This is a genomic window from Rhodococcus sp. DMU1 (assembly GCF_012272955.1).
Classification (GTDB): domain Bacteria; phylum Actinomycetota; class Actinomycetes; order Mycobacteriales; family Mycobacteriaceae; genus Rhodococcus; species Rhodococcus aetherivorans.
The window spans coordinates 1,737,630-1,757,233 of the sequence record NZ_CP050952.1 but is presented as its reverse complement, the minus strand read 5'-3'; the positions used below and the strand labels follow the sequence as shown (position 1 = coordinate 1,757,233).

The following is a 19,604-nucleotide window of genomic DNA, read 5'->3' as shown; positions in this document are numbered from 1 at the left end:
GAACGTGACCGCTGCTGTTCCCGACCACGTCCGCACCCGGCTCTGGCGCGACGGACGGCTCGTCGCCGAGAACTATCCGCTGGCCGAGGTCTCCGAGCACCTTCAGGACGAGGGGGCCCTGGTGTGGGTGGACCTGCACGATCCGACGCACCGCGAGCTGTCCGACGTCGCGGACGAGCTGGATTTCGATCCGCATGCCGTCGAGGACGTCGTGGCGCACGCGGAACGCACGAAGGTCACCCGCTACGCCACCCACACCTTCATGACGATCTACGCCACGTCGCTGGCGGACGAGAGCGAGCCGGCCGATGCGCACGGGTCACGGCTCAGGATCACGCGGGTCTCGGTGTTCGTGGTCCCGCGCGGCCTGGTCACGGTGCATCGGGGCACCGGATTGGACGTCGGCGAGGTGATGCGGCGCTGGGACGACAACTCCGATCTGCTCCGGCACGGCACCGCCGCGTTGCTGCACGGGCTGCTCGACGTCGTCGTCGACGGCCAGTTCGAGACCATTCAGGGGCTCGACGACGCGATCGAGGAACTGGAGGACGGGTTGTTCGACGAGCGCGCGCACATTCGCGCGCTCCAGCGTCACACCTACCGGGTACGCAAGGAACTCGTCCAGCTGCGCCGGGTCGTGCTGCCGATGCGGGAGGTGGTGGCCGCGGTGATGCGGCACCGGGCCGAGCGGGGAAACTCCGTCGAGCTCGACGGCTGGTACACCGACCTGTACGACCACGTGATCCGCGCGACGGAGTGGACCGAGTCGCTGCGCGACATGGTCACCACGGTTTTCGAGACCAACCTGTCGCTGCAGGACGCGCGGCTGAACATGGTGATGAGGAAGCTCACGGGGTGGGCCGCGATCATCGCCGTGCCCACCGCGGTGACGGGCTGGTACGGCCAGAACGTGCCGTACCCCGGCTTCGGGCAGTGGAGCGGGGTGTTGTCGAGCACCGCGATCATCGCCGGGTCGGCGGGGATGCTCTACATCGTGTTCAAGCAACGCAACTGGTTGTGACCGGCGCGGCCCGCGTCCGGCCGTGCTACGAGGTTCCTTCGGTGTCGTCGAAGAACCGCCAGTCGTGGTCGCCCTCGACCCTGACCTCCATACGCCAGCCCAGCTCGCTGTTGTCGGCCTTGGAGTCCACGAACCAGGCGTGCGCGTCGTCCGCGCTCTCGATGTCCTTGGTCGCCACCACTTCGCCCTTGGGGTCGATCACTCGGTAAGTAGCCATGCCCGGGGCTTTCCCCGGTGACGCGGCGGCCAAACCCGCGGCGCGGGGGATTGAGCCGTCCCCGCGGCGCGGGGATTGAGCCGACGCGCTGTGGGGTAACCGGCAGGGGAAGCGACCACGGACGAAGGAGGAGACATGGCTGATTTCATCGACAAGGCCAAGCACAAGGCGGAGGACGTGTCCGGTCAGGCCAAGGAGGGAGCGGGCCGCGCGACCGGTGACCGTGACCTCGAGGCGGAGGGCCGGGGCGACCAGGCGTCGAGCAGCCTCAAGCAGGCCGGCGACAAGATTTCCGACGCCGCCGGCAAGGTCAAGGACTCGTTCAAGAAGTAGTGCCGCGGCACGCATGCACGTGGCCTCGTCGACCCTGTCGACGAGGCCACGGCTCATGTCCGGGGACCGTCAGCGTCCCTCCCCGGGGCGGGTCTGCTCCCCGGAGGCCGGGTCGCCGTACTGCTCCTTCGAGAGCGGGATCTGCGTTCGGGTGGGGCCGTGTTCGGGCGGGAGGTCGTCGTGCGGCCCCTCCGGTGCCGCGTACTCGTGCAGTTCCCGGGGACCCTGGTCGAGCCGGAACGGCGGGTACTCGTCGCGCAGCAGGGCCGCGTAGGCCCACACGCGGAACCGCCAGCGGTTGATGCCCACGACGAGATCGAACAACCCGCTCGGGTAACGGGCGGTGAACAGCAGGGCGATCGCCGCGACGAGCACGAGAATGCCGAGCAGCGACCACGAGTAGGTCCACACCGCGTCGTCCCAGTCGTCGCCGTTCCCCGACGCCGCTGTGGCCCCACCCCCGACGAGCACGGCGAGGATCAGATAGTGCGGGACGGCGAGCAGCCACCACTTGACCAGCACCAGTCCCCGGGAGAGGCGTTCCGGGTAGGGGACGTCGAAATCGGCGGGATAGTCCGTGCGGTGCAGCGTGAAGGGCGGATACCGGTCGGTGCCCAGGGCCGCGTAGGTGTAGAACCCGACGCGCCACCACCACCGCATCACGCCGACGTTGAAGTCGAACAGCGGCCGTGGGTAGCGGCCGGTGAACAGGATCGCGAAGCCCGCGACGATCGTCGTGACGAAATGCGCGATCGCGAGGAAGAAGAGCACGATGTAGTGCGGGATCGCCAAGAGCCACTTCACGAGCCACAGCCCGCGCGACGGCGCGTCCGGATCGCCGCGCAGCATCACCGGATAGGAGCCCGGGGCGACGGCTGAGGGAGGCGGAGCGTGCGCCGCGGGCGGGCCGTGCCGGCCGAGTCCCACCGCTCCGAGGACGAGCAGCGGCACCCCGATCACCAGTAGCACGAGCCCGCTGATCAGCAGCCACAGCGCGAGCGGTCCCAGGAACGGGAACTGGGCGCCCGCCTGCAGGTCCACCGCCACGCCCGGGGTGGCGTCGGCGTTCATCACGACGATCGACCACACCCCTTCCTGGAATTCCCAGCGCAGCTCCTGGGTGCCCGGGCCGGAGGCCGACGCGGCCCAGAAGTCCTCGTCACCGGGCACGCGGGCGGGGTCGTCGCCTGGGATCTCGCGATACTCGGCGCGGAACGGCTCGAACCGGACGTCGGTGATCTCGGCGTGCGCGACGCCGGACAGGAAGGCGTCGACCTCCGCCTGCGGGCCGATGCCGACGAACACCGGCCGGCCGGGATCCTCCGACGCCGCACGCAATCTGAGCCGGCCGAGGTCCTCGGCGCCGAAACCTGTCGGCGCGTCGTCGAAGACCAGGTCGATGCGCTCGGAGACGAGCGCACTCGAGTCGGTGCGGTACCGCTCGGTGGGAGCGGTGAACCAGCCGTCGTCGCGCTGGGCGAAGTATCCCCAGCCGAGCACTCCGGCGGCGACGAGCAACGCCAGGCCGAGCATCGACAGCAGGACGCCTACAACGAACATGACGATCTTGCCGGCCTTCATATCGGCCTCCGATTCGCAGTGTCGTACACGCGGTCCGCACTCACCGTAGACGCCACCGAACAGGACGAACAAGACTTTGCCTCACCTCGCCGCGCCGCACCCCGCGACACGTCACGCACAGGTTCCATGCGCGTAACGCATCGGCCACCTCCCGCCGTGTAGGGTGACTGCATCGACGACACGTCTCGGTCGATCGCTTCCGATCGGGCGAGTACAGCGTGATTTCGGTCGAGCACCACCAACCGAGCCCTGTCCCGTGACCGTCCTACCCGCATACCGGGTACGGGTGTAGCGGCGGCAGCGTCGGGGTACCACAGCTGCGGCTCCGCCGCCCCGACCCGGCTCGCCGGCCCGAAAGGACATCATGCACAACGAAACCGAGTTCCAGACGCCGCTCTTCGTCGAGCCCACCACTCCCGGCGACGAGGGGAACACCGAGCCCGTCGCGACCTCGCAGCCGCCGAGCGGTCCGTACGACTACCACGGCATCTTCTCCGCCCGGGCCTGATCCGCGTCACTGCCGGCCCGGATTGCGGGATGACAAGCCCGCCAGACGATCCCGGCAGTCTCCCTGCCCTCGAGGCCCGTGCGACAGGGCCGCCGTCCGGAAGGCGTACAGTGGACGGCGGCCGGTGGGGAAGACCCGGCCACGCGAACGCCCCGGCCCCGCGCCGGGGCGTTCGTCATTCCGGACGCCGTTCGGTCGACGATTGGAATCGGCCGGGAACGGGAACGCAGTCCGAGGGTCGCCCACGACCCTTTCCCGACCGGAAGGACTTCCATCATGACCAAGGTGCTGTTCGTCGTCACCGGAGCCGATCACTGGACGCTGGCCGACGGGACGCGACACCCCACGGGGTTCTGGGCCGAGGAGCTGATCGAGCCGTACCGGGTGTTCACCAACGCCGGATTCGACATCACGTTCGCCACACCGGGTGGCCGCACCCCCGTCGTGGACGAAGCCAGTCTCGCGCCCGACGCCGCCGGAGGCGAGGAGCGCAGCGACGAACTGCGGCAGACCCTCGCCGACCTGAAGCCGGTCCTCGACTCCCCCACCGTGCTCGAGGACGTGCGCGCCGAGGACTACGACCTCGTGTTCGTCCCGGGTGGGCACGGCCCGATGGAGGATCTTGCCGTGTCCGAACCGTTCGGCCGGCTGCTCGGGAACTTCCTGGACGCCGACAAGCTCGTCTCCGTCGTATGCCACGCCCCCGCCGCACTGCTGCCGGCACGACGCGCGGACGGCGGCTGGCTCTTCGACGGGTACCGGATGACCGGCTTCACGAACGAGGAGGAGACGCAGGCCGGGCTGGCCGAGAAGGCGCCGTGGCTGCTCGAGGATCGCCTCCGTGAGAGCGGCGCCCAGTTCTCCGCGGGACCGGCGTGGCAACCGCACGTCGTGGTCGACCGCCGCCTCTACACCGGACAGAACCCGGCGTCGTCGCGCGAGGTGGCGGAGCGGGTGGTCGAGGCGGCGAAGAACTGATCTCGCCCCGAGCGGGCGACGCTTGTCGCCCTGACCGAGCCGGGGCGCGGGGTGTCACATTGCGGACATACCGGTCACCCGGTTTCATGTAGGGGTGCGCCGGCTGTGGAAGTGGAACAAGGAAGAGCCGTTCTTCGGGGACCCCGAAGAGCCCCGTGGCACGGCCGCGATCGTCGTGATGATCGCGGTCGTCGTCGCAGTGGGGACCGTGCTGTTGCTGACGGCGGGCGCGCCGCTGCCCTGACGCGTGGCCGACACTGCAGTCAGGCAGCCGGCACCGACAACGGCGGCTGCAGGTCGAACCACGGTCGTGCCCGCTCGAGTTCGGCCGCCAGGGACAGCAGCAAACCCTCACCGCCCAGAGGCGCCACGAACTGCACCCCGAGCGGCAGGCCCGTCGTCGTCCAGTACAGCGGCAACGAAATCGCCGGCCTTCCGGTCAGATTCGCCAACTGGGTGTAGGGCGTCCGACCGAGGTTCTCGTCCACGATGCGATCCATGACGCCCGCCCGGCGGAGGACCCCTCCCAGATGTGCCGCGAGGAGGGCGCGACCGGCGGCGCGGACGACGCGGGGGGTGGTCAACTCACCGATCCGCGCCGGCGGGAACGCAAGCGTCGGAGTCAGCAACAGGTCGTACGTCTCATGGAAGACCGCCAACCGGCGGGCGTATCCGTTCCACCGCTCGAGCGAGGCGAGGTACTCGGACGGCCGCACCGAGTCCCCGAGGGCGGCGAGAAGACGGGTGTCCATTTCGAATCCCTCGGGACCACACCCGGTGAGCCGACGGGCTCGCCGGATCTCGACGGCCACCCCCGCGAACCACATCGTCAGGAAATCCACTGCGAGGCCGCGTTCGTCGACTCCGGTGGCCGCGGGTTCCACGTGGTGCCCGAGTTCGCCGAGCAGGGTCGCCGCATCGGCGACGGCCGCGACGGCCGCCGGATCCACCGGCGTGCCGAGCGGCGATTCCGTCGCGAATCCGATGCGCAGCCTGCGGGGTTCTTCCGACGCCACAGAGGAATACGAATCCTCGGGCATGGCAACCAGATACGGACCCGCCGGGTCCGGACCGGCGAGCACGTCCAGCATCGCCGCCGTGTCCCGTACCGTGCGCGTCACCACCCCGTGGCTGACGGCTCCGTGCAGGAGCTCACCGAACGCGGGACCACTCGGAACCACACCGCGCCCCGGTTTCAGGCCGACCAGCCCGCAGCACGCCGCCGGGATGCGGATCGAACCGCCGCCGTCGTTCGCCCCCGCCGCCGGCACCACCCCCGCCGCCACCGCGGCGGCCGAACCCCCGGAGGATCCGCCCGGGGTGTGCGCGGGATTCCACGGATTACGGGTGGGACCGTTGACCTCCGGCTCGGTGATGCCCTTCGCGCCGAACTCGGGGGTGTTGGTCTTCCCGAAGATCACCAGTCCCGCTCCGAGCCACCGGTCCACGACCAGCGCGTTGCGCTCGGCGGGCAGTGCGGAGAGGGCGCGGCTGCCACTTCCGGTGGGCGTCCCGGCGACGTCCTGCAACAGATCCTTGACCAGGAACGGCACCCCGGCGAACGGGCCGGTGAGTATCTCGCGCGCCCGGGCACGGGCGCGCTCGTCGAGCCGGTACACCACCGTGTTCAGAGTCGGCTCCACAGTGTCGAGTCGGCTCAGCGCCGCCTCGAGCAGCTCCCCCGCGTCGGCCTGCCCGCTCGCGACGAGCCCGGCAAGGCCCACGGCGTCGAACCGGCGGTACTCGGCGTAGTCCACGGCTCCGCCTCCTCGGGAACCCGGCTGTGTCTCCTCATTCTCCCGCCGGGGCCAGCGCGAGGGGAGCGCTTTCACGCGATGTTCGCGCGACCGGGTTCGACCGAATGCGCCCGATCGGGACGGGGGCCTGCAACGATTTTGGATATGAAGCACTTTCGGATAGTCAACGAAGACGGGTCCGTCGTCGACCAGCAGCCGTTCGAGACCGAGGACGAGGCCCTGGCGTGGGCGCACACGCATCCGCGGGCGGGAACCCCGGGATGGACCCTGGAGGAGCAGGTCGAGGCAGACTGGGAGAAGCGGGAGAACTCCGAGCGGACCTGACCGCAGCGGACCGGGCTGCTCGGGGGGTGGATTCAGCCCTCCTGACGCTTCGCCCACGTCAGCACGAGTCTCGGCTCTGCAGAATTGGACGAAGCGAGTTCCAGCGTGGCGTCTTCCGGAGCGCCCGCGAGGAACGCGCGGACGATGCTCATCGTGACCGGGGTGCTGAGGGGCAGAACGGCACTTTCGGTTTCGTTCGACATACACCGAACGTATCGTCATCGCGGGTCCTCCGCTGGGTGAGACGAGCGGTCGTCCGCCTCCGTCAACGCTCGCCGGCAGTCACGAGCGTCCGAGAACAGAGCCCCGACAACGGTGAGCACCTGGCCGGTCCGCAAGTCCGTGCGAACAAGATGATCAGTGGGTGTCGGTCGGCTGTCGGGGACAGCAACAGGCCTTCGCTGCCGGGCGGCTGCTGAGCGCAGATGATTCGACGAATGCGCCGCGACCAGGGCCTTCGTCCGGGACGAGTCCACTGATTCCGAGAGAGGACCGACATCATGGACGAAACCACGCGGCCTTCGGAGGCCCTCAACACGTTCCTGAATGCACTTCCCGGAGTCAACAGCTGGGCGATGCGCAAGGGGTATCTCGAGGCGGGCATCCGGGACAACGACGTCGTCGTGTGGTCGGGGATGCTGGACTCCAGGACGATCCTGCTCGGGGGAAGTTCCAGCTCTCTCTACTTCTCGACGTCCGCGGACCTGACCGGCGGTCCACTGGTGGTCGAGAGTCCGCCGCTCACACTCACATTCATGAACGACATGTGGGCACGGTGGGTGACCGACTCCGGCATGGACGGCCCGGACCGCGGTGCCGGCGGTTCGTCGAGGGAACCGGTCTCCCCATGAACACCGTCAATCCCAACGACAGTTCGTTCTACCAGTTCGCGAGTGACCTGGTGAGCGACCAGCCCGCCGAGGCACTCGATGCCGAGATTGCCGGCGAACTCGCCGCGATCGGGATCGTCAAGGGCAAGGCCTTCGAGCCGGACGCACGGATGCGGGAGATCCTGACCGAGGCAGCCGCCGTGGGCAATGCGATCGCACGCACCCTCACCTTCCGCCCGCGCACAGAAGACGGGGTCCACTACTACGGGGAGGCGTCGCAATGGGTCAACGGCCTGCTCGCGGGCGGTTACGACCTCATGACCCCGCCCGCGGAGGTTTCCGACACGGGAATCGGGCCGTACCCGTCCGACGGCGCACGGAAGCTGCATCTTCGCACCCAGTTCTTCTACTTCGCCTGGGGAATCAGTCCGGCGATGTGCATGCGGATCACGAACCTCGGTTCGCAGTACCTCGTCGCGGCCGCGGACAAAGAGGGCCGAACCCTCGACGGCGGCAGGCATTACACGGTGTCGCTTCCCCCTGGCATCCCGGCCGCCAGGTTCTGGTCCCTGACCGCGTGGGACAACCAGACCCGGTCCATGCTCGACACACCGCAACGATTCTCGAAAGTCGGCAGCCAGGGCTACCCTCGCCGGGCTGCGACCGCCGATCCCGACGGGTCGACGACGGTGCACTTCGCGCCCGAACTCCCCGACGGCGTACCCGATGGCAACTGGATCCAGACGACGCCGGGCAGGGAATGGTGTGTGTGCCTGCGTCTCTACAGCCCGCTGCAACCGTTCTTCGACAAGTCCTGGCGCCCCGGGGAGATCGAAGAAGTGGAGATCTGAAGGGATCACCGCCGTCGATGCTGGGCACCTCGTGCTGTTCACCCGACGACGCACCCGGTGGTGCGGGTCATTTGCCTAGTAGACTGTCGCCGCTAAGTCTTGGGATATAGGTGGCGGAGTTTGATGCGGGCGTCGTCGGTGGTGAAGTGCCACTGGACCTGGCGTTGATCGGCATTGGTCTGCCGTTGCCAGGCAGCGAGTTCGGCGCCCAGTGTCTCGAGGTCCTCGATGCGCCGGTCCAGGCACTGGCGGGTCAGCACCGAGAGCTCGATCTCGGCGATGTTGAGCCACGAGCCGTGTTTGGGGGTGTGGTGGATCTCGAGCCGCTGTGCGAGCGCGAACGCCTCGGCCGGCTCGAAGGCCTCGTAGAGCGATCCGATGCCGTGAGTATTGAGATTGTCCATCACCAGCACCACCGTCTCCGCGTCCGGGTAGTCCACGCACAATAGCTCTTTGACCTGCCGAGCCCAGTCGACCTTGGTGCGCCGGGGCTGGGCATCGACACGCCGCCAGCCGGCCAGAGGCTCGACCCAGCAGAAGATCGAACAGGTCCCGTGCCGCACATACTCGGAGTCCTCCTTCAGATCGCGCCCCGGGCCTGCCGGGATCGGCTCACGCACGTGAGCGAGGAGCTGGTAGGGCTTCTCGTCCATACACACCACCGGGTGAGAGGGGTCGTGGGGGCGGGCGTAGACCGACAGGACATCCTCCATCCGAGCGGCGAACTCCGCGTTCGCTTTTGGTGGGATGGTCCAACACTTCTTCAGGTGAGGACGAAGTTTCGTTTTTTTAAGATCCGGCCGATGGTCGAGTGGTCCAGGTCGGGGATGCCCTCGACCAGGGCGACGTGCTTCTCCAGCAGTCGCAGCGACCACCGGGCATGACCCTCGGGCGGCTTCGAGCAGGCCAACGCAATCAACCTGGCCTCGATCTCGCCGGTGATCTGCGACGGCACCGGCGGGAGGTCACGCTGTTTGCGCCCGATCGTGGCCTCCACGTCCCGACCGGTCTCAGCGAACCGCTTGGCCACCAGTCGCACCGTCTCACCCGAGACTCCCAACCGGGCTGCGATCACCTTCCTCTCATCCACCACCCCGGCCGAGGTGTCCAGCGCCAGCAACACCCGGGCCCGTCGGATCATCGAGGCCGGATGCACCCCGGTGGTGGTCAATCGTTCCAAGAACTCACGATCAGCCGAGCTCAACGTCACCGGACGCTTCTTCTGTGAAGGCATGACAACAGTCCTGACCGGCAGAGGGGAAGGGGAAGTCTGCCGCCCCAACCCTAACGAAACAGGACAGAATTAAGCAGCGACACGCTACTAGGCCGCGAATAGTACAGATCGAGTGCCCCCAGTCGGACTCGAACCGACACTGCGCGGATTTTAAGTCCGCTGCCTCTGCCAATTGGGCTATGGGGGCGCAAGAAGAGGGTAGTGCGTGGTGTCCTCCCGGACCCGGGCAGGTCCGGAAGGACACCACGGCGACCTACGCGATCGACAGCGCGATCCCGTCGAGGATGTCGTGCTCGCTGACGACGAGCTCGCCGATGCCCGCGCGACGGCCGAGTTCGTCGGCCAGCACGGTCGTGACGATCGCCCCGCCGCCGATGACGTCGACCCGTCCGGGGTGCATCGGGCCGAGCGCCGCGCGCTCGTCGTGCGTGGCGGCGAGCAGGCCGTCGCACACCTCGCGCAGCCGGTCGAAACCGACGGTGGACAGGTGCACGCGCTCGGGGTCGTACTCCGCGAGGCCGTTCGCGAGGGCCGCGATCGTGGTCATGGTGCCGGCGACGCCGACCCAGGTACGGGCCTGCTCGACCGGCACGTGTGCGAGCGCCTCGGCGATCTTCTCCCTCGTGAACTCTCGGGCCGCCGCGATCTGTTCGGCCGTGGGCGGGTCGTCGTGCAGGCACCGCTCGGTGAGCCGCACGCAGCCGATGTCGGTGGAGTAGGCGGCATGAACACCGTCGGCGTCGCCGAGCACCACCTCGGTGGAGCCGCCGCCGAGGTCCACGACGACGAACGGCCCCCGGGTGGGGTCGAGTTCGCCGACGGCGCCGGTGAAGGACAGCCGCGCCTCCTCGTCGCCGGTGATGACCTCGGCCTCGGCACCGGGGATCACCGCACCGAGGACCTCGCGGGTCATCGCGAAGAAGTCGTCCCGGTTGGCGGCGTCGCGGGTGGCGGAGGTCGCGACCATCCGCACCGCCTGCGCACCGGTCTCCCGGATGAGGTCGGCGTATTCGACGAGGGCGACGCGGGTGCGTTCGATCGCCTCGGGCGCGAACCGGCCGGTGGCGTCGACGCCCTGCCCGAGCCGAACGATGCGCATCAGCCGCGTCACGTCGGTGAGCCGGCCGTCGTCGCCGAGGTCGGCGATGAGCAGGCGGATGGAGTTGGTGCCGCAGTCGATCGCCGCGACGCGGCGGGCGCCGACGGCGGTCACTCGGTCTCTCCGCGCAGCTCGGCGTAGGTCGGCCAGTCGGCGGGGACGGCGGTGCCACGCAGGCCGGCGTCGGCGGCGAGGGCGACGGCCTCGTCGCCGAACGGGTTCACGCCCGGCCCCTTGGCGAGGGAGTGCGCGATCAGGACGTGCAGGCACTTGACGCGGTCGGGCATGCCGCCGCCGCTGAAGTCGGTGCCGAGCGAGTCGAGGGCGTCGCGTTCGGCGAGGTAGGACTCGTGGGCCCGCCGGTACGCGGCCGCGAGGTCGGGGTCGGCGGCGAGCCGCTCGGTCATCTCCTTCATGACCCCGCCGGATTCCTGCCGGCTGGCCTCGGCGGTGAGCCGCGGATCGGTGAGGTAGAACAGCGTCGGGAACGGCGTGCCGTCGGGCAGTTTCGGCGCGGTCTTCACGACGCCGGGGGCTCCGTCCGGGCAGCGGTAGGCGATGGCGAGGACGCCACGCGGGGCCCGCCCGAGCTGGGCGGCGACGGCGTCGAGGTCTTCCTGTGCGACGGGATCGGTCACCCGGTCGGTTCTCCTGGTTCTGGGGGCGCCACCGGCATCTGCCGCGGCACCGGGGCGGGTTCGGGTTCTGGCGCGGGAACGGACACCGACTGCCACAGGTCGCTGTACCAGGCGCCGGTGGAGGGCAGTTCCTCGGTCTGCTCGGTGACCGGTTCCTGGTAGTCGCCGGGCAGCTGCACCTGGTAGGGAGTTTCGCCGGGCATGACGAACCGCAGCCGTTCGCGGGCCTGGGCGCGGATCCACGCCGGGTCCTCGATCTGCGCCTTCTGTTCGCGGAGCGCCGCTATCTCCTCCTCGAGCTGTGCCCGTTCCGCGGCGACCCGCTCGGCCTCGGAGCGCTGGCTGACGTACGTGCGCAACGGAACCGCGAGGGTCAGTGCGAGGCCGCACACCACGAGGGCGAGGACGACGGCACGGCCGGTGGACAGGCCGAAGAAGGTGCGCTCGGCACGGGCGGGCCGGGACTCGCGCGGCGTTCCGACGCGGGTGGGCCGGGCCCGCCCCGATGCGCCCCCGGTGCGGGCACCGGGAGCGTCGGCGGGCGGTTCCGTCGAGGCGGTAGGTCCGGCCGGGCGGGCCCGTCCGGGCCGCCGGACGCCCGGCGCACCCTCGGTGCGGGTGCGCCGGGCACCGGGCCGGGACCTACCGCGCTGGCTCATGCGGGTGCGCTCAGCCCTCGATGTTGAAACGCGGGAACGCCAGTTCGCCGGCGTACCGGGCGGCGTCGCCGAGCGACTCCTCGATTCGCAGCAGCTGGTTGTACTTGGCGACGCGCTCGGAGCGGGCCGGGGCACCGGTCTTGATCTGGCCGCTGCCCACGGCGACGGCGAGGTCGGCAATGGTGGTGTCCTCGGTCTCGCCGGAGCGGTGGCTCATCATCGACTTGTAGCCGTTGCGGTGCGCGAGGTCGACGGCGTCGAGGGTCTCGGTGAGGGTGCCGATCTGGTTGACCTTCACCAGCAGCGCGTTGGCGGCGCCCTTGACGATGCCTTCCTCGAGACGCTCGGGGTTGGTGACGAACAGGTCGTCGCCGACGAGCTGCACCTTGTTGCCGATCTTGTCGGTCAGCGCGACCCAGCCGTCCCAGTCGTCCTCGCTCAGCGGGTCCTCGATGGACACCAGCGGGTACGCGGAGAGCAGCTCGTTGTAGAAGTCGGCGAGCTCGCCCGCGGTGCGGTCCTTGCCCTCGAACTTATAGCCGGCGGCCTCGGTGTAGAACTCGGTGGCGGCGACGTCGAGCGCGAGCGCGACGTCGGTGCCGAGCTTCAGACCGGTCTTGGCGACGGCCTCGCTGATGAGGTCGAGGGCCTCCTTGGTGCCGGCGACGTCGGGCGCGAAGCCGCCCTCGTCACCGAGACCGGTGGCCAGGCCGCGGCTCTTGAGCACGGACTTGAGGGCGTGGTACACCTCGGCGCCCCAGCGCAGGGACTCCTTGAAGGTGGGGGCGCCGATCGGGGCGACCATGAACTCCTGGACGTCGACGCCGGTGTCGGCGTGGGCGCCGCCGTTGAGGATGTTCATCATCGGCACGGGCAGGATGTGGGCGTTCGGGCCGCCGAGGTAGCGGAATAGCTCGAGTCCGGAGGACTCGGCCGCGGCCTTGGCGACGGCGAGGGACGCGCCGAGCAGGGCGTTGGCGCCGAGCCGGCCCTTGTCGGGGGTGCCGTCGGTGTCGAGGAGGGCCTGGTCGACGGTGCGCTGTTCGGTCGCGTCGAGGCCGATGATGGCGGGGGCGATCTCGCCGAGGACGCCCTCGACGGCCTGCTCGACGCCCTTGCCCAGGTAGCGTTCGCCACCGTCGCGCAGCTCGACGGCCTCGTGCTCACCGGTGGACGCACCGGAGGGCACCGCAGCGCGGGCAAAACTTCCGTCGTCGAGCAGCACCTCGACCTCGACCGTGGGGTTACCACGCGAATCGAGGATCTCGCGGGCTCCTACCTGCTCAATGATGGCCACTGGCTGATTCTCCTTCGATGGACTTCACGCTGCGGGGTCTGCACGCTGGGAACAGCCTAACCGCCCCGACCTGCGCCCGAAGCACGGCGCGCCCCACGGCGGCGGCCACCGGCCGCCCGCCCGGCGGGGAGGCGGACGGATCGGGCAGCCGCGTCAGGGCCGACGGCCCACCCCGTACGCGGCGGCGCGGTCGCGCACCAGCGCGAGGTATTCGCCCGAGAGGTTGTAGGCCGTCAGCGCCCGCGTCCAGCCTTCGGCGGTGGTGAGGTCGCCGCCCCGGTCGCACAGGTAGCGGCCGGCGGTCAGGGTCGCGTCGTCGATGTTGTCGGGGTCGGCGACGCCGTCGCCGTTCGCGTCCACGCCCCAGCGGAACCAGGTCTCGGGGATGAACTGCATGGGCCCCACCGCCCGGTCGAGAACGGGGTCGCCGTCGAGCCGGCCGCCGTCGGTGTCCCGGATCTCGGCCAGTCCGGGACCACCGTCGAGGGGCACACCGCGGATGGGCGGGTCGACGCGTCCGTCGGGGGCGATGCTCGCGCCGTTGTACCGGCCGTGCCGGCTCTCCACGCTCCCGATGCCGGCGAGCGTCGTCCATGCGAGCCCGCAGCCGGGGCGCGAGGCGGCGAGCACGGCTGCGGCGTGACCGTAGGCCTCGAGCGCGGTGCGGGGGATGCCGAGCGCCTCGGCCTGCGGTGCCGCCCAGTCCCGCAACTGGTCGGCGGTGCGGCCGGGGGCGTCGACGTCGATCGCCGGGACCGCGGTTCCGGGGGCGGGCGGGACGCCGTCCGGGATCGGGATGCGCGGCTCGCGCGGGCTCCAGACGGCAACGCCGACGACCACGAGGATCACCGCGGCGACGGCGCCGACCAGGAGGCGCGACCACGGCGAGCGTCGGCGCGAGGCGGCAGGGGGCATGGTTCCCATCATCCATATCCCCGGCAAAGCGCAGGTAAAGAGACCAAGGTCCCTGTCGACGGAGTCCCGACCGGGTGTATGTTTTCGGCTTGCGTCACCTAAGAGAGGTTCGCCTCACCTAACCGTTGGAGTCATGCCCATGTCCGCACTCGCCGCGAGCTCCGAGGCCCCGTCGATCGCCACCCAGCTGTTCGGCTCCGGCCTCATCGGGCTCCGCGAGGGCCTCGAAGCGGGCATCGTCGTGATGATCCTGGTCGCCTTCCTCGTCAAGGCCCAGCGCCGCGACGCCCTGAGGTGGGTATGGCTCGGCGTCGGCACCGCGGTCGCCATGGTCGCCGCGACGTTCGGGATCATCCACTTCGGCACCACCACCCTCACCGGCCTCGCCGCCGAGGTGGCCGCGGGCCTCGCGTCGCTCGCCGCGGTCGTGATCGTGACCGCCATGGTGCTGTGGATGCGCAAGGCGTCGCGGTCGATCTCCGGGGACCTGCGCTCCGGAATGGAGAAGGCACTGCTCGCGGGACCGGCGGCGGTGCTCACCCTGTCGTTCTTCGCGGTCGGCCGTGAGGGCCTCGAGACCGCACTGCTCATGGTCGGGTACGCGGAGAACACCGCCGGCAGCGCCTGGCCGCTCGTCGGCCTGCTCCTCGGCATCGGCGTGGCCGCCGGGCTCACGGTACTGATGTACCTCGGGGCGATCCGGATCGACATGGCCCGCTTCTTCAAGTACACCGGCGCCTTCCTGATCGTGGTCGCGGCCGGCATTCTCGCCTACGGCCTGCGCGCCCTCCAGATCGGCGGCGTCCTGCCCGGGGGCTCGAACCTCGCCTTCGACGTCTCGGCCCACTACGACGCCGGCAGTTGGTACGGCACCGTGCTGGCCGGGATCTTCAACCTCCGTCCGGACCCCACCGTCCTCCAGGCCGTCGCGTGGGTGAGCTACCTCGTCGTCGTCCTGTACGTGTTCCTGCGTCCCGTCGCGCCGGCCCGCACACCCGAACCGGCCGTCGCCGTCTGACCCCCTCCCTGTTCGAAAGGCACCGATCCATGCGTCGATCCACGTACGCCCTCGCGGCGGCAGCGGCCCTGCCCCTCGCCCTGGCGGGCTGCACCGAGAAGTCCACCGCCGGCGACGACGCGATCGCGGTCACCGCCACCGACACCGCATGCGACGTGGCGGCGGCGGACGGCGCGACCGGGCACTCGACCTTCAGCATCACCAACAACGGCACCAAGGTCACCGAGTTCTACGTGTTCGCCGCCGGCGACCGGGTGATGGGCGAGATCGAGAACATCGGCCCCGGACTCACCCGGCAGCTGATCGTGAACCTGCCCGAGGCCGGCACCTACGAGCTGTCCTGCCGCCCCGGCATGGTCGGCGACGGGATCCGTCAGGAGTTCGTGGTCACGGGCGATTCCCAGGCCGCCACCGACGCCGACGGCAAGCTCACCGAGGCGGGCGACGGCTACCGCCGGTACATCCGCAGCCAGACCGAAGCCCTCGTCACCGCCACGGGCGAGTTCGTGGCCGCCGTGAAGGCCGGCGACGCCGACGAGGCCAAGCGGCTGTTCCCGGTCAGCCGCACCTACTTCGAACGCATCGAGCCGGAGGCGGAGAGCTTCGGCGACCTCGACCCGCGGATCGACCTGCGCGAGGCGGACCTCGAGCCCGGCCAGGCCTGGACCGGATTCCACCGGCTCGAGAAGGACCTGTGGGTGCAGGGCCCCCAGCCCGACACGGGCGCGATCGCCGATCAGCTCGCGGTCGACGTCCAGGAGCTGGCCGACCTGGTGAACGCCGCCGACTACACGGTCGACCCGACCAAGATCGCCGGAAATGCACAGGGCCTGCTCGACGAGATCGCCACCTCGAAGATCACGGGTGAGGAGGACATCTTCTCCCACACCGACCTGTGGGACTTCCAGGGCAACGTGGACGGCTCGCAGGCCGCGGTCGCCGCGCTGCGCCCGATCCTCGACGCGAACGATCCCGAGCTGGGGCAGGCCATCGACGCCCGGTTCGCCGACCTCGACGCCGCGCTCGCCCGGTACCGGCAGGGCGACGGCTTCGTCTCCTACGACACCGTGACCGAGCCGCAGCGGCAGGAACTCTCGCGCCTGATCGACGCGCTCTCGGCCGAGGTGAGCAAGGTGCAGGGTGTCGTCGCGGGAGCTGCAGGCGCATGAGCGGGACCCCGGACACCGCCGCGGCCCCCGCCGCCCGCGGGGGCATCTCCCGCCGCCGCCTGTTCGGTGCGGTCGGTGCCGGCGCCGCGCTCGCCGGAGCGGGCGCGGTGGTCGGCCGGGTCACCGCACCCGGCGCGGACACCGCCCACGCCGGCGCCGTCCCGTTCCGGGGCGAACACCAGGCCGGGATCGTCACCCCCGCCCAGGACCGCATGCACTTCGTGGCGTTCGACGTCACCACCGACGACCGGGACGAACTCGTCGCGCTGCTGAAGACGTGGACCGAGATGGCCGAGCGGATGACCGCCGGGCTCGAGGCCACCGAGGACGGCGCCACCGGAGAGGGTCCCTACCATCCGCCCACCGACACCGGCGAGGCCCTGGACCTCGACGCCTCCCAGCTGACCCTGACCATCGGGTTCGGCCCGTCGCTGTTCGACGGCCGGTTCGGTCTCGCCGACCGCAGACCCTCTGCACTCGAGGAACTTCCGCACTTTCCCGCCGACAACCTCGATCCGGCCCGCAGCGGCGGCGACATCGCCATCCAGGCGTGCGCCAACGACCCCCAGGTGGCGGTGCACGCCATCCGCAACCTGGCACGGGTCGCGTTCGGCACCGCGTCGGTGCGCTGGTCGCAGCTCGGATTCGGCCGCACCTCGTCCACCTCGACGTCGCAGCAGACGCCGCGGAACCTGTTCGGATTCAAGGACGGAACCAACAACCTCAAGGCCGAGGACCCCGGCGCGCTCACCGAGTCGGTGTGGGTCGGCCCCGGCGACGACCAGGCCTGGCTCGCCGGCGGCACCTACCTGGTGGCGCGGCGGATCCGCATGCTCATCGAGCAGTGGGACCGAGCGGTGCTGCAAGAGCAGGAGCAGGTGATCGGCCGCACCAAGCGCGACGGCGCTCCGCTCGGGAAGACCGGCGAGTTCGACGAACTCGACCTCGAGTCCAGGGGACCGGACGGGCCGTTCGTCCCCGTCGACGCACACGTGCGCCTCGCGTCGGCCCAGCACCTCGGCGGGCTGAAGATCCTGCGCCGGGGCTACAACTTCACCGACGGCTCCGACGGCTTCGGCCACCTGGATGCGGGCCTGTTCTTCATCGCGTTCTGCCGCAACCCGCTCGAGCAGTTCGTGCCGATGCAGCGCGAACTGGCACGACGCGACGCGCTCAACGAGTACATCCAGCACGTCGGGTCGGCGGTGTTCGCGTGCCCGGCCGGGCCGGCACCGGGCGAGTACTGGGGGCAGGCGCTCTTCGAGGCGTGAGGGCCGCCGGGCCGGTTCAGGCCCGGTCCACCACCGGGGTCTGCCACGGAAGTTCGATCCGCTGCCGGAGCAGTAGTTCCTCGATCGCCTCCGCCGGCTTCGGGCGGCTCAGCAGGAAGCCCTGCGCGCGGTAGCAGCCGAGTTCGAGCAGCTTCGTCGCCGCCGCCACGGATTCGAGCCCCTCGGCCACGACGTCCAGCCCGAACGCGGAGGCCAGCCCCATGATCGATTCGACGATGACGCGGTCGCTCTCGCTGCGCTGCAGATTGAGCACGAACGCCTTGTCGATCTTGAGTGTGTGGACCGGCAGAGACTTCAGGTGGGCGAGCGAGCTGTAGCCGGTGCCGAAGTCGTCGATCGCGCAGCACACGCCCAGACGCTCGAGCCGGCGCAGTGTCTTGCGGGAGCGCTCCAGATCGCTTACGACCACGTACTCGGTGATCTCCAGGCACAGGCACGAGCTGCCCAGGCCGAACTCCTCCAGCGTGCTCTCCACCGTCTCCACGAAGTCCAGGCTCACCAGCTGCACCGGCGAGACGTTCACGCTCATCTGCAGGTTCAACCCCGGAATCCGGCGACGCCACTCGGCCAGCTGCCCGCACGCCGTCCGCAGCACCCAGCGCCCGAGTTCGCCCGCAAGGTTCGTCGACTCGGCCACCTCGATGAACTCGGCCGGCTGCAACTTGCCCAGCACCGGGTGATTCCACCGCACCAGGGCCTCGACACCGAGAATGCTGCCGTCGCGCAGGTCGAACTCGGGTTGATATTCGAGGGTGAGGTGCTCGTCGTCGATCGAGGTCCGCAGGCTCAGCTCGATGAGGGTGCGGCGTTCGCTCGCGCCTCGCATGTCGTCGGTGTACGCGACGACGCTGTTGCCACCCTTGCTCTTGGCCATCAGCATCGCCTCGTCGACGCGCCCGAGCAACGCCACCGGAGTGATCCGTCCGGGCTCGCCTACGGCAACACCGAGGCTGCCGCCGCGACCGACGACCTGGCTGCCCAGCTGCACCGACATCCCGACCGCCCACCGCAGTGCCTCGGCGCGTTCCCGCGCCACCTCGAGCGACACCGCCCCGGCGAGCACGATGACGAACTCGTCACCGCCGAGGCGCGCCACCATGTCCTTCGGATCGCACACCCGCGACAGCCGCTGCGCGGTGCGGCACAGGAACACGTCGACGGCCGCGTGACCGAGGAAGTCGTTGAGCGGCTTGAGGCGGTCCAGATCGAGGAACAGGACGGCGACCGGTCCCGGCTGCCCCCGCTTCAACCGCTCCTCGAGGTGTTCGAGGAGGGCCCGCCGGCTCGCCAGGCCGGTGAGGTCGTCGTGATAGGCGGCGTCGCGCAGGTCCTGTTCCGCGCGGACCCGGGCCTGCACCTGAGCCAGCAACGCCGCGATCATCATCAAGGTGTTGATCTCGTCCTCGCTCCAGTCACGATCACCGGCCTTGATGAAGCCCAGGGTGCCGGTGGTGACGCTGCCGGAGATCAGCGGCACCGCCGCGACCGAGACCTCGGGCACTCCCGAACCCGCACGCACCCGGTCCGCGTATTCGGCACCCGACTGCGCCGGACGGCTGACCGCCGGTTCCTTCATGGTCTCGGTCATGGCGAAGATCGGGTCGGCGTCGCGGAAGTGCACCACGCCCAGGGGATCCGGGCTCGGCACGAACTCCCGCGGCGGCCACTCGGCGACGAGCACCGTCGCGTGGATGTCGTGGTCGTTGTAGCGAAGAAAGCAGGTGTCGACCTCGAAGTGCTCGACGAGGTCCTGGAGCACCCTTTCGATCACCGAGTGATGAGACGCGGCGTCCGCCGGCATGAGGCGGGAAGCGACCCGGGTGACAATGTTCTCGAAGCTCTTCTCCGCCATCCCAAACCCCTTGTGAGCAGCACATCCGACG

The 19,604-nt window shown here is 69.9% G+C and carries 23 protein-coding genes and 1 tRNA gene; 11 read left to right on the top strand and 13 right to left on the bottom strand.

Features of this window, described 5'->3' with window-relative positions:
• The first annotated feature begins 4 nt into the window (after window positions 1–4).
• Complete coding sequence (locus tag HFP48_RS08345; protein WP_006935791.1) at window positions 5–1,021, top strand: magnesium transporter CorA family protein; 1,017 nt, start codon at window positions 5–7, stop codon at window positions 1,019–1,021.
• 25 nt (window positions 1,022–1,046) lie between these two features.
• Here the strand turns inward: HFP48_RS08345 and HFP48_RS08340 are convergent, their stop codons facing one another.
• Window positions 1,047–1,238, bottom strand: coding sequence for a hypothetical protein (locus tag HFP48_RS08340; protein WP_029542193.1), 192 nt, complete (start codon window positions 1,236–1,238; stop codon window positions 1,047–1,049).
• A 135-nt stretch (window positions 1,239–1,373) separates the two neighbouring features.
• On the opposite strand from HFP48_RS08340, the gene HFP48_RS08335 reads away from it, so the two are divergent.
• Window positions 1,374–1,571: a CsbD family protein gene (locus HFP48_RS08335; RefSeq protein ID WP_006935789.1), complete on the top strand. Its 198-nt coding sequence runs from the start codon at window positions 1,374–1,376 to the stop codon at window positions 1,569–1,571.
• Between the two features lie 69 nt (window positions 1,572–1,640).
• On the opposite strand, the gene HFP48_RS08330 is transcribed toward HFP48_RS08335, so the two are convergent.
• The gene (locus HFP48_RS08330) at window positions 1,641–3,152 is read right to left on the bottom strand and encodes a DUF4389 domain-containing protein (RefSeq protein ID WP_050034816.1); all 1,512 of its coding nucleotides are present in this window, start codon (window positions 3,150–3,152) and stop codon (window positions 1,641–1,643) included.
• A 364-nt stretch (window positions 3,153–3,516) separates the two neighbouring features.
• Between HFP48_RS08330 and HFP48_RS08325 the strand changes: the two genes are divergently transcribed.
• The 3 genes from HFP48_RS08325 (at window position 3,517) to HFP48_RS08315 (ending at window position 4,882) form a co-directional block, all read left to right on the top strand.
• Window positions 3,517–3,660: a hypothetical protein gene (locus tag HFP48_RS08325; RefSeq protein ID WP_006935784.1), complete on the top strand. Its 144-nt coding sequence runs from the start codon at window positions 3,517–3,519 to the stop codon at window positions 3,658–3,660.
• Window positions 3,661–3,936: 276 nt separating this feature from the next.
• On the top strand, window positions 3,937–4,638 hold the full coding sequence (locus HFP48_RS08320; protein ID WP_050034815.1) for a type 1 glutamine amidotransferase domain-containing protein: 702 nt from the start codon (window positions 3,937–3,939) through the stop codon (window positions 4,636–4,638).
• 94 nt (window positions 4,639–4,732) lie between these two features.
• Window positions 4,733–4,882, top strand: coding sequence for a hypothetical protein (locus tag HFP48_RS08315; RefSeq protein ID WP_006935782.1), 150 nt, complete (start codon window positions 4,733–4,735; stop codon window positions 4,880–4,882).
• A gap of 19 nt (window positions 4,883–4,901) precedes the next feature.
• Here the strand turns inward: HFP48_RS08315 and HFP48_RS08310 are convergent, their stop codons facing one another.
• Entirely contained in the window at window positions 4,902–6,395 is a 1,494-nt protein-coding gene (locus HFP48_RS08310) for an amidase (RefSeq protein WP_168579345.1), read from the bottom strand.
• 144 nt (window positions 6,396–6,539) lie between these two features.
• Here HFP48_RS08310 and HFP48_RS08305 point away from each other — a divergent pair, with 144 nt between their 5' ends.
• Window positions 6,540–6,719, top strand: a complete 180-nt coding sequence (locus HFP48_RS08305) for a hypothetical protein (RefSeq protein ID WP_006935779.1) — start codon at window positions 6,540–6,542, stop codon at window positions 6,717–6,719.
• Window positions 6,720–6,751: 32 nt separating this feature from the next.
• Here the strand turns inward: HFP48_RS08305 and HFP48_RS08300 are convergent, their stop codons facing one another.
• Window positions 6,752–6,922, bottom strand: coding sequence for a hypothetical protein (locus tag HFP48_RS08300; protein WP_168579344.1), 171 nt, complete (start codon window positions 6,920–6,922; stop codon window positions 6,752–6,754).
• Window positions 6,923–7,219: 297 nt separating this feature from the next.
• On the opposite strand from HFP48_RS08300, the gene HFP48_RS08295 reads away from it, so the two are divergent.
• Together HFP48_RS08295 and HFP48_RS08290 are read left to right on the top strand one after the other, a co-directional pair.
• Entirely contained in the window at window positions 7,220–7,570 is a 351-nt protein-coding gene (locus HFP48_RS08295) for a DUF1254 domain-containing protein (protein WP_168579343.1), read from the top strand.
• Window positions 7,567–8,400, top strand: coding sequence for a DUF1214 domain-containing protein (locus tag HFP48_RS08290; RefSeq protein WP_168579342.1), 834 nt, complete (start codon window positions 7,567–7,569; stop codon window positions 8,398–8,400). Before HFP48_RS08295 ends, HFP48_RS08290 begins: the two co-directional genes overlap by 4 nt.
• A gap of 92 nt (window positions 8,401–8,492) precedes the next feature.
• On the opposite strand, the gene HFP48_RS08285 is transcribed toward HFP48_RS08290, so the two are convergent.
• The 8 genes from HFP48_RS08285 to HFP48_RS08255 all read right to left on the bottom strand — a co-directional run bounded on the left by HFP48_RS08285 (window position 8,493) and on the right by HFP48_RS08255 (window position 14,242).
• Window positions 8,493–9,275 (bottom strand): IS630 family transposase, encoded by a 783-nt coding sequence (locus tag HFP48_RS08285; protein WP_210432779.1) that lies wholly within the window; start codon window positions 9,273–9,275, stop codon window positions 8,493–8,495.
• Window positions 9,164–9,634, bottom strand: coding sequence for a helix-turn-helix domain-containing protein (locus HFP48_RS31260; protein ID WP_246872461.1), 471 nt, complete (start codon window positions 9,632–9,634; stop codon window positions 9,164–9,166). The genes HFP48_RS08285 and HFP48_RS31260 overlap by 112 nt, the downstream gene beginning before the upstream one ends.
• A 113-nt stretch (window positions 9,635–9,747) precedes the next feature.
• Window positions 9,748–9,821: transfer RNA gene (locus HFP48_RS08280), tRNA-Leu, on the bottom strand.
• Window positions 9,822–9,887: 66 nt separating this feature from the next.
• Window positions 9,888–10,847, bottom strand: a complete 960-nt coding sequence (locus HFP48_RS08275) for a Ppx/GppA phosphatase family protein (RefSeq protein ID WP_168579341.1) — start codon at window positions 10,845–10,847, stop codon at window positions 9,888–9,890.
• Window positions 10,844–11,371, bottom strand: a complete 528-nt coding sequence (locus HFP48_RS08270; RefSeq protein WP_006940800.1) for a DUF501 domain-containing protein — start codon at window positions 11,369–11,371, stop codon at window positions 10,844–10,846. Before HFP48_RS08270 ends, HFP48_RS08275 begins: the two co-directional genes overlap by 4 nt.
• Window positions 11,368–12,030 (bottom strand): septum formation initiator family protein, encoded by a 663-nt coding sequence (locus HFP48_RS08265; protein ID WP_161996909.1) that lies wholly within the window; start codon window positions 12,028–12,030, stop codon window positions 11,368–11,370. The genes HFP48_RS08270 and HFP48_RS08265 overlap by 4 nt, the downstream gene beginning before the upstream one ends.
• 10 nt (window positions 12,031–12,040) lie before the next feature.
• On the bottom strand, window positions 12,041–13,327 hold the full coding sequence (gene eno / locus HFP48_RS08260; protein ID WP_161996910.1) for a phosphopyruvate hydratase: 1,287 nt from the start codon (window positions 13,325–13,327) through the stop codon (window positions 12,041–12,043).
• Window positions 13,328–13,480: 153 nt separating this feature from the next.
• Window positions 13,481–14,242 (bottom strand): lytic murein transglycosylase, encoded by a 762-nt coding sequence (locus tag HFP48_RS08255; RefSeq protein WP_168579340.1) that lies wholly within the window; start codon window positions 14,240–14,242, stop codon window positions 13,481–13,483.
• 139 nt (window positions 14,243–14,381) lie between these two features.
• On the opposite strand from HFP48_RS08255, the gene efeU reads away from it, so the two are divergent.
• From efeU to efeB, 3 genes are read left to right on the top strand one after another with little or no spacing between them, the layout of a single operon-like run.
• On the top strand, window positions 14,382–15,260 hold the full coding sequence (efeU, locus tag HFP48_RS08250; RefSeq protein ID WP_006940787.1) for an iron uptake transporter permease EfeU: 879 nt from the start codon (window positions 14,382–14,384) through the stop codon (window positions 15,258–15,260).
• A 29-nt stretch (window positions 15,261–15,289) separates the two neighbouring features.
• Complete coding sequence (efeO, locus tag HFP48_RS08245) at window positions 15,290–16,429, top strand: iron uptake system protein EfeO (RefSeq protein WP_006940785.1); 1,140 nt, start codon at window positions 15,290–15,292, stop codon at window positions 16,427–16,429.
• The gene (gene efeB, locus HFP48_RS08240; protein ID WP_029542174.1) at window positions 16,426–17,700 is read left to right on the top strand and encodes an iron uptake transporter deferrochelatase/peroxidase subunit; all 1,275 of its coding nucleotides are present in this window, start codon (window positions 16,426–16,428) and stop codon (window positions 17,698–17,700) included. The genes efeO and efeB overlap by 4 nt, the downstream gene beginning before the upstream one ends.
• Window positions 17,701–17,716: 16 nt before the next feature.
• Here efeB and HFP48_RS08235 read toward each other — a convergent pair whose 3' ends face one another.
• Complete coding sequence (locus tag HFP48_RS08235; protein ID WP_168579339.1) at window positions 17,717–19,573, bottom strand: bifunctional diguanylate cyclase/phosphodiesterase; 1,857 nt, start codon at window positions 19,571–19,573, stop codon at window positions 17,717–17,719.
• Window positions 19,574–19,604: the final 31 nt, after the last annotated feature.

Excerpts from the sequence above, each read along its gene's own strand:
- HFP48_RS08340 (WP_029542193.1), bottom strand. The coding sequence starts at position 1,238 with ATGGCTACTTACCGAGTGATCGACCCCAAGGGCGAAGTGGTGGCGACC.
- HFP48_RS08335 (WP_006935789.1), top strand. The coding sequence starts at position 1,374 with ATGGCTGATTTCATCGACAAGGCCAAGCACAAGGCGGAGGACGTGTCC.
- HFP48_RS08330 (WP_050034816.1), bottom strand. The coding sequence starts at position 3,152 with ATGAAGGCCGGCAAGATCGTCATGTTCGTTGTAGGCGTCCTGCTGTCG.
- HFP48_RS08325 (WP_006935784.1), top strand. The coding sequence starts at position 3,517 with ATGCACAACGAAACCGAGTTCCAGACGCCGCTCTTCGTCGAGCCCACC.
- HFP48_RS08320 (WP_050034815.1), top strand. The coding sequence starts at position 3,937 with ATGACCAAGGTGCTGTTCGTCGTCACCGGAGCCGATCACTGGACGCTG.
- HFP48_RS08305 (WP_006935779.1), top strand. The coding sequence starts at position 6,540 with ATGAAGCACTTTCGGATAGTCAACGAAGACGGGTCCGTCGTCGACCAG.
- HFP48_RS08300 (WP_168579344.1), bottom strand. The coding sequence starts at position 6,922 with ATGTCGAACGAAACCGAAAGTGCCGTTCTGCCCCTCAGCACCCCGGTC.
- HFP48_RS08295 (WP_168579343.1), top strand. The coding sequence starts at position 7,220 with ATGGACGAAACCACGCGGCCTTCGGAGGCCCTCAACACGTTCCTGAAT.
- HFP48_RS08290 (WP_168579342.1), top strand. The coding sequence starts at position 7,567 with ATGAACACCGTCAATCCCAACGACAGTTCGTTCTACCAGTTCGCGAGT.
- HFP48_RS31260 (WP_246872461.1), bottom strand. The coding sequence starts at position 9,634 with ATGCCTTCACAGAAGAAGCGTCCGGTGACGTTGAGCTCGGCTGATCGT.
- HFP48_RS08265 (WP_161996909.1), bottom strand. The coding sequence starts at position 12,030 with ATGAGCCAGCGCGGTAGGTCCCGGCCCGGTGCCCGGCGCACCCGCACC.
- HFP48_RS08255 (WP_168579340.1), bottom strand. The coding sequence starts at position 14,242 with ATGCCCCCTGCCGCCTCGCGCCGACGCTCGCCGTGGTCGCGCCTCCTG.
- efeU (WP_006940787.1), top strand. The coding sequence starts at position 14,382 with ATGTCCGCACTCGCCGCGAGCTCCGAGGCCCCGTCGATCGCCACCCAG.
- efeO (WP_006940785.1), top strand. The coding sequence starts at position 15,290 with ATGCGTCGATCCACGTACGCCCTCGCGGCGGCAGCGGCCCTGCCCCTC.
- efeB (WP_029542174.1), top strand. The coding sequence starts at position 16,426 with ATGAGCGGGACCCCGGACACCGCCGCGGCCCCCGCCGCCCGCGGGGGC.
- HFP48_RS08235 (WP_168579339.1), bottom strand. The coding sequence starts at position 19,573 with ATGGCGGAGAAGAGCTTCGAGAACATTGTCACCCGGGTCGCTTCCCGC.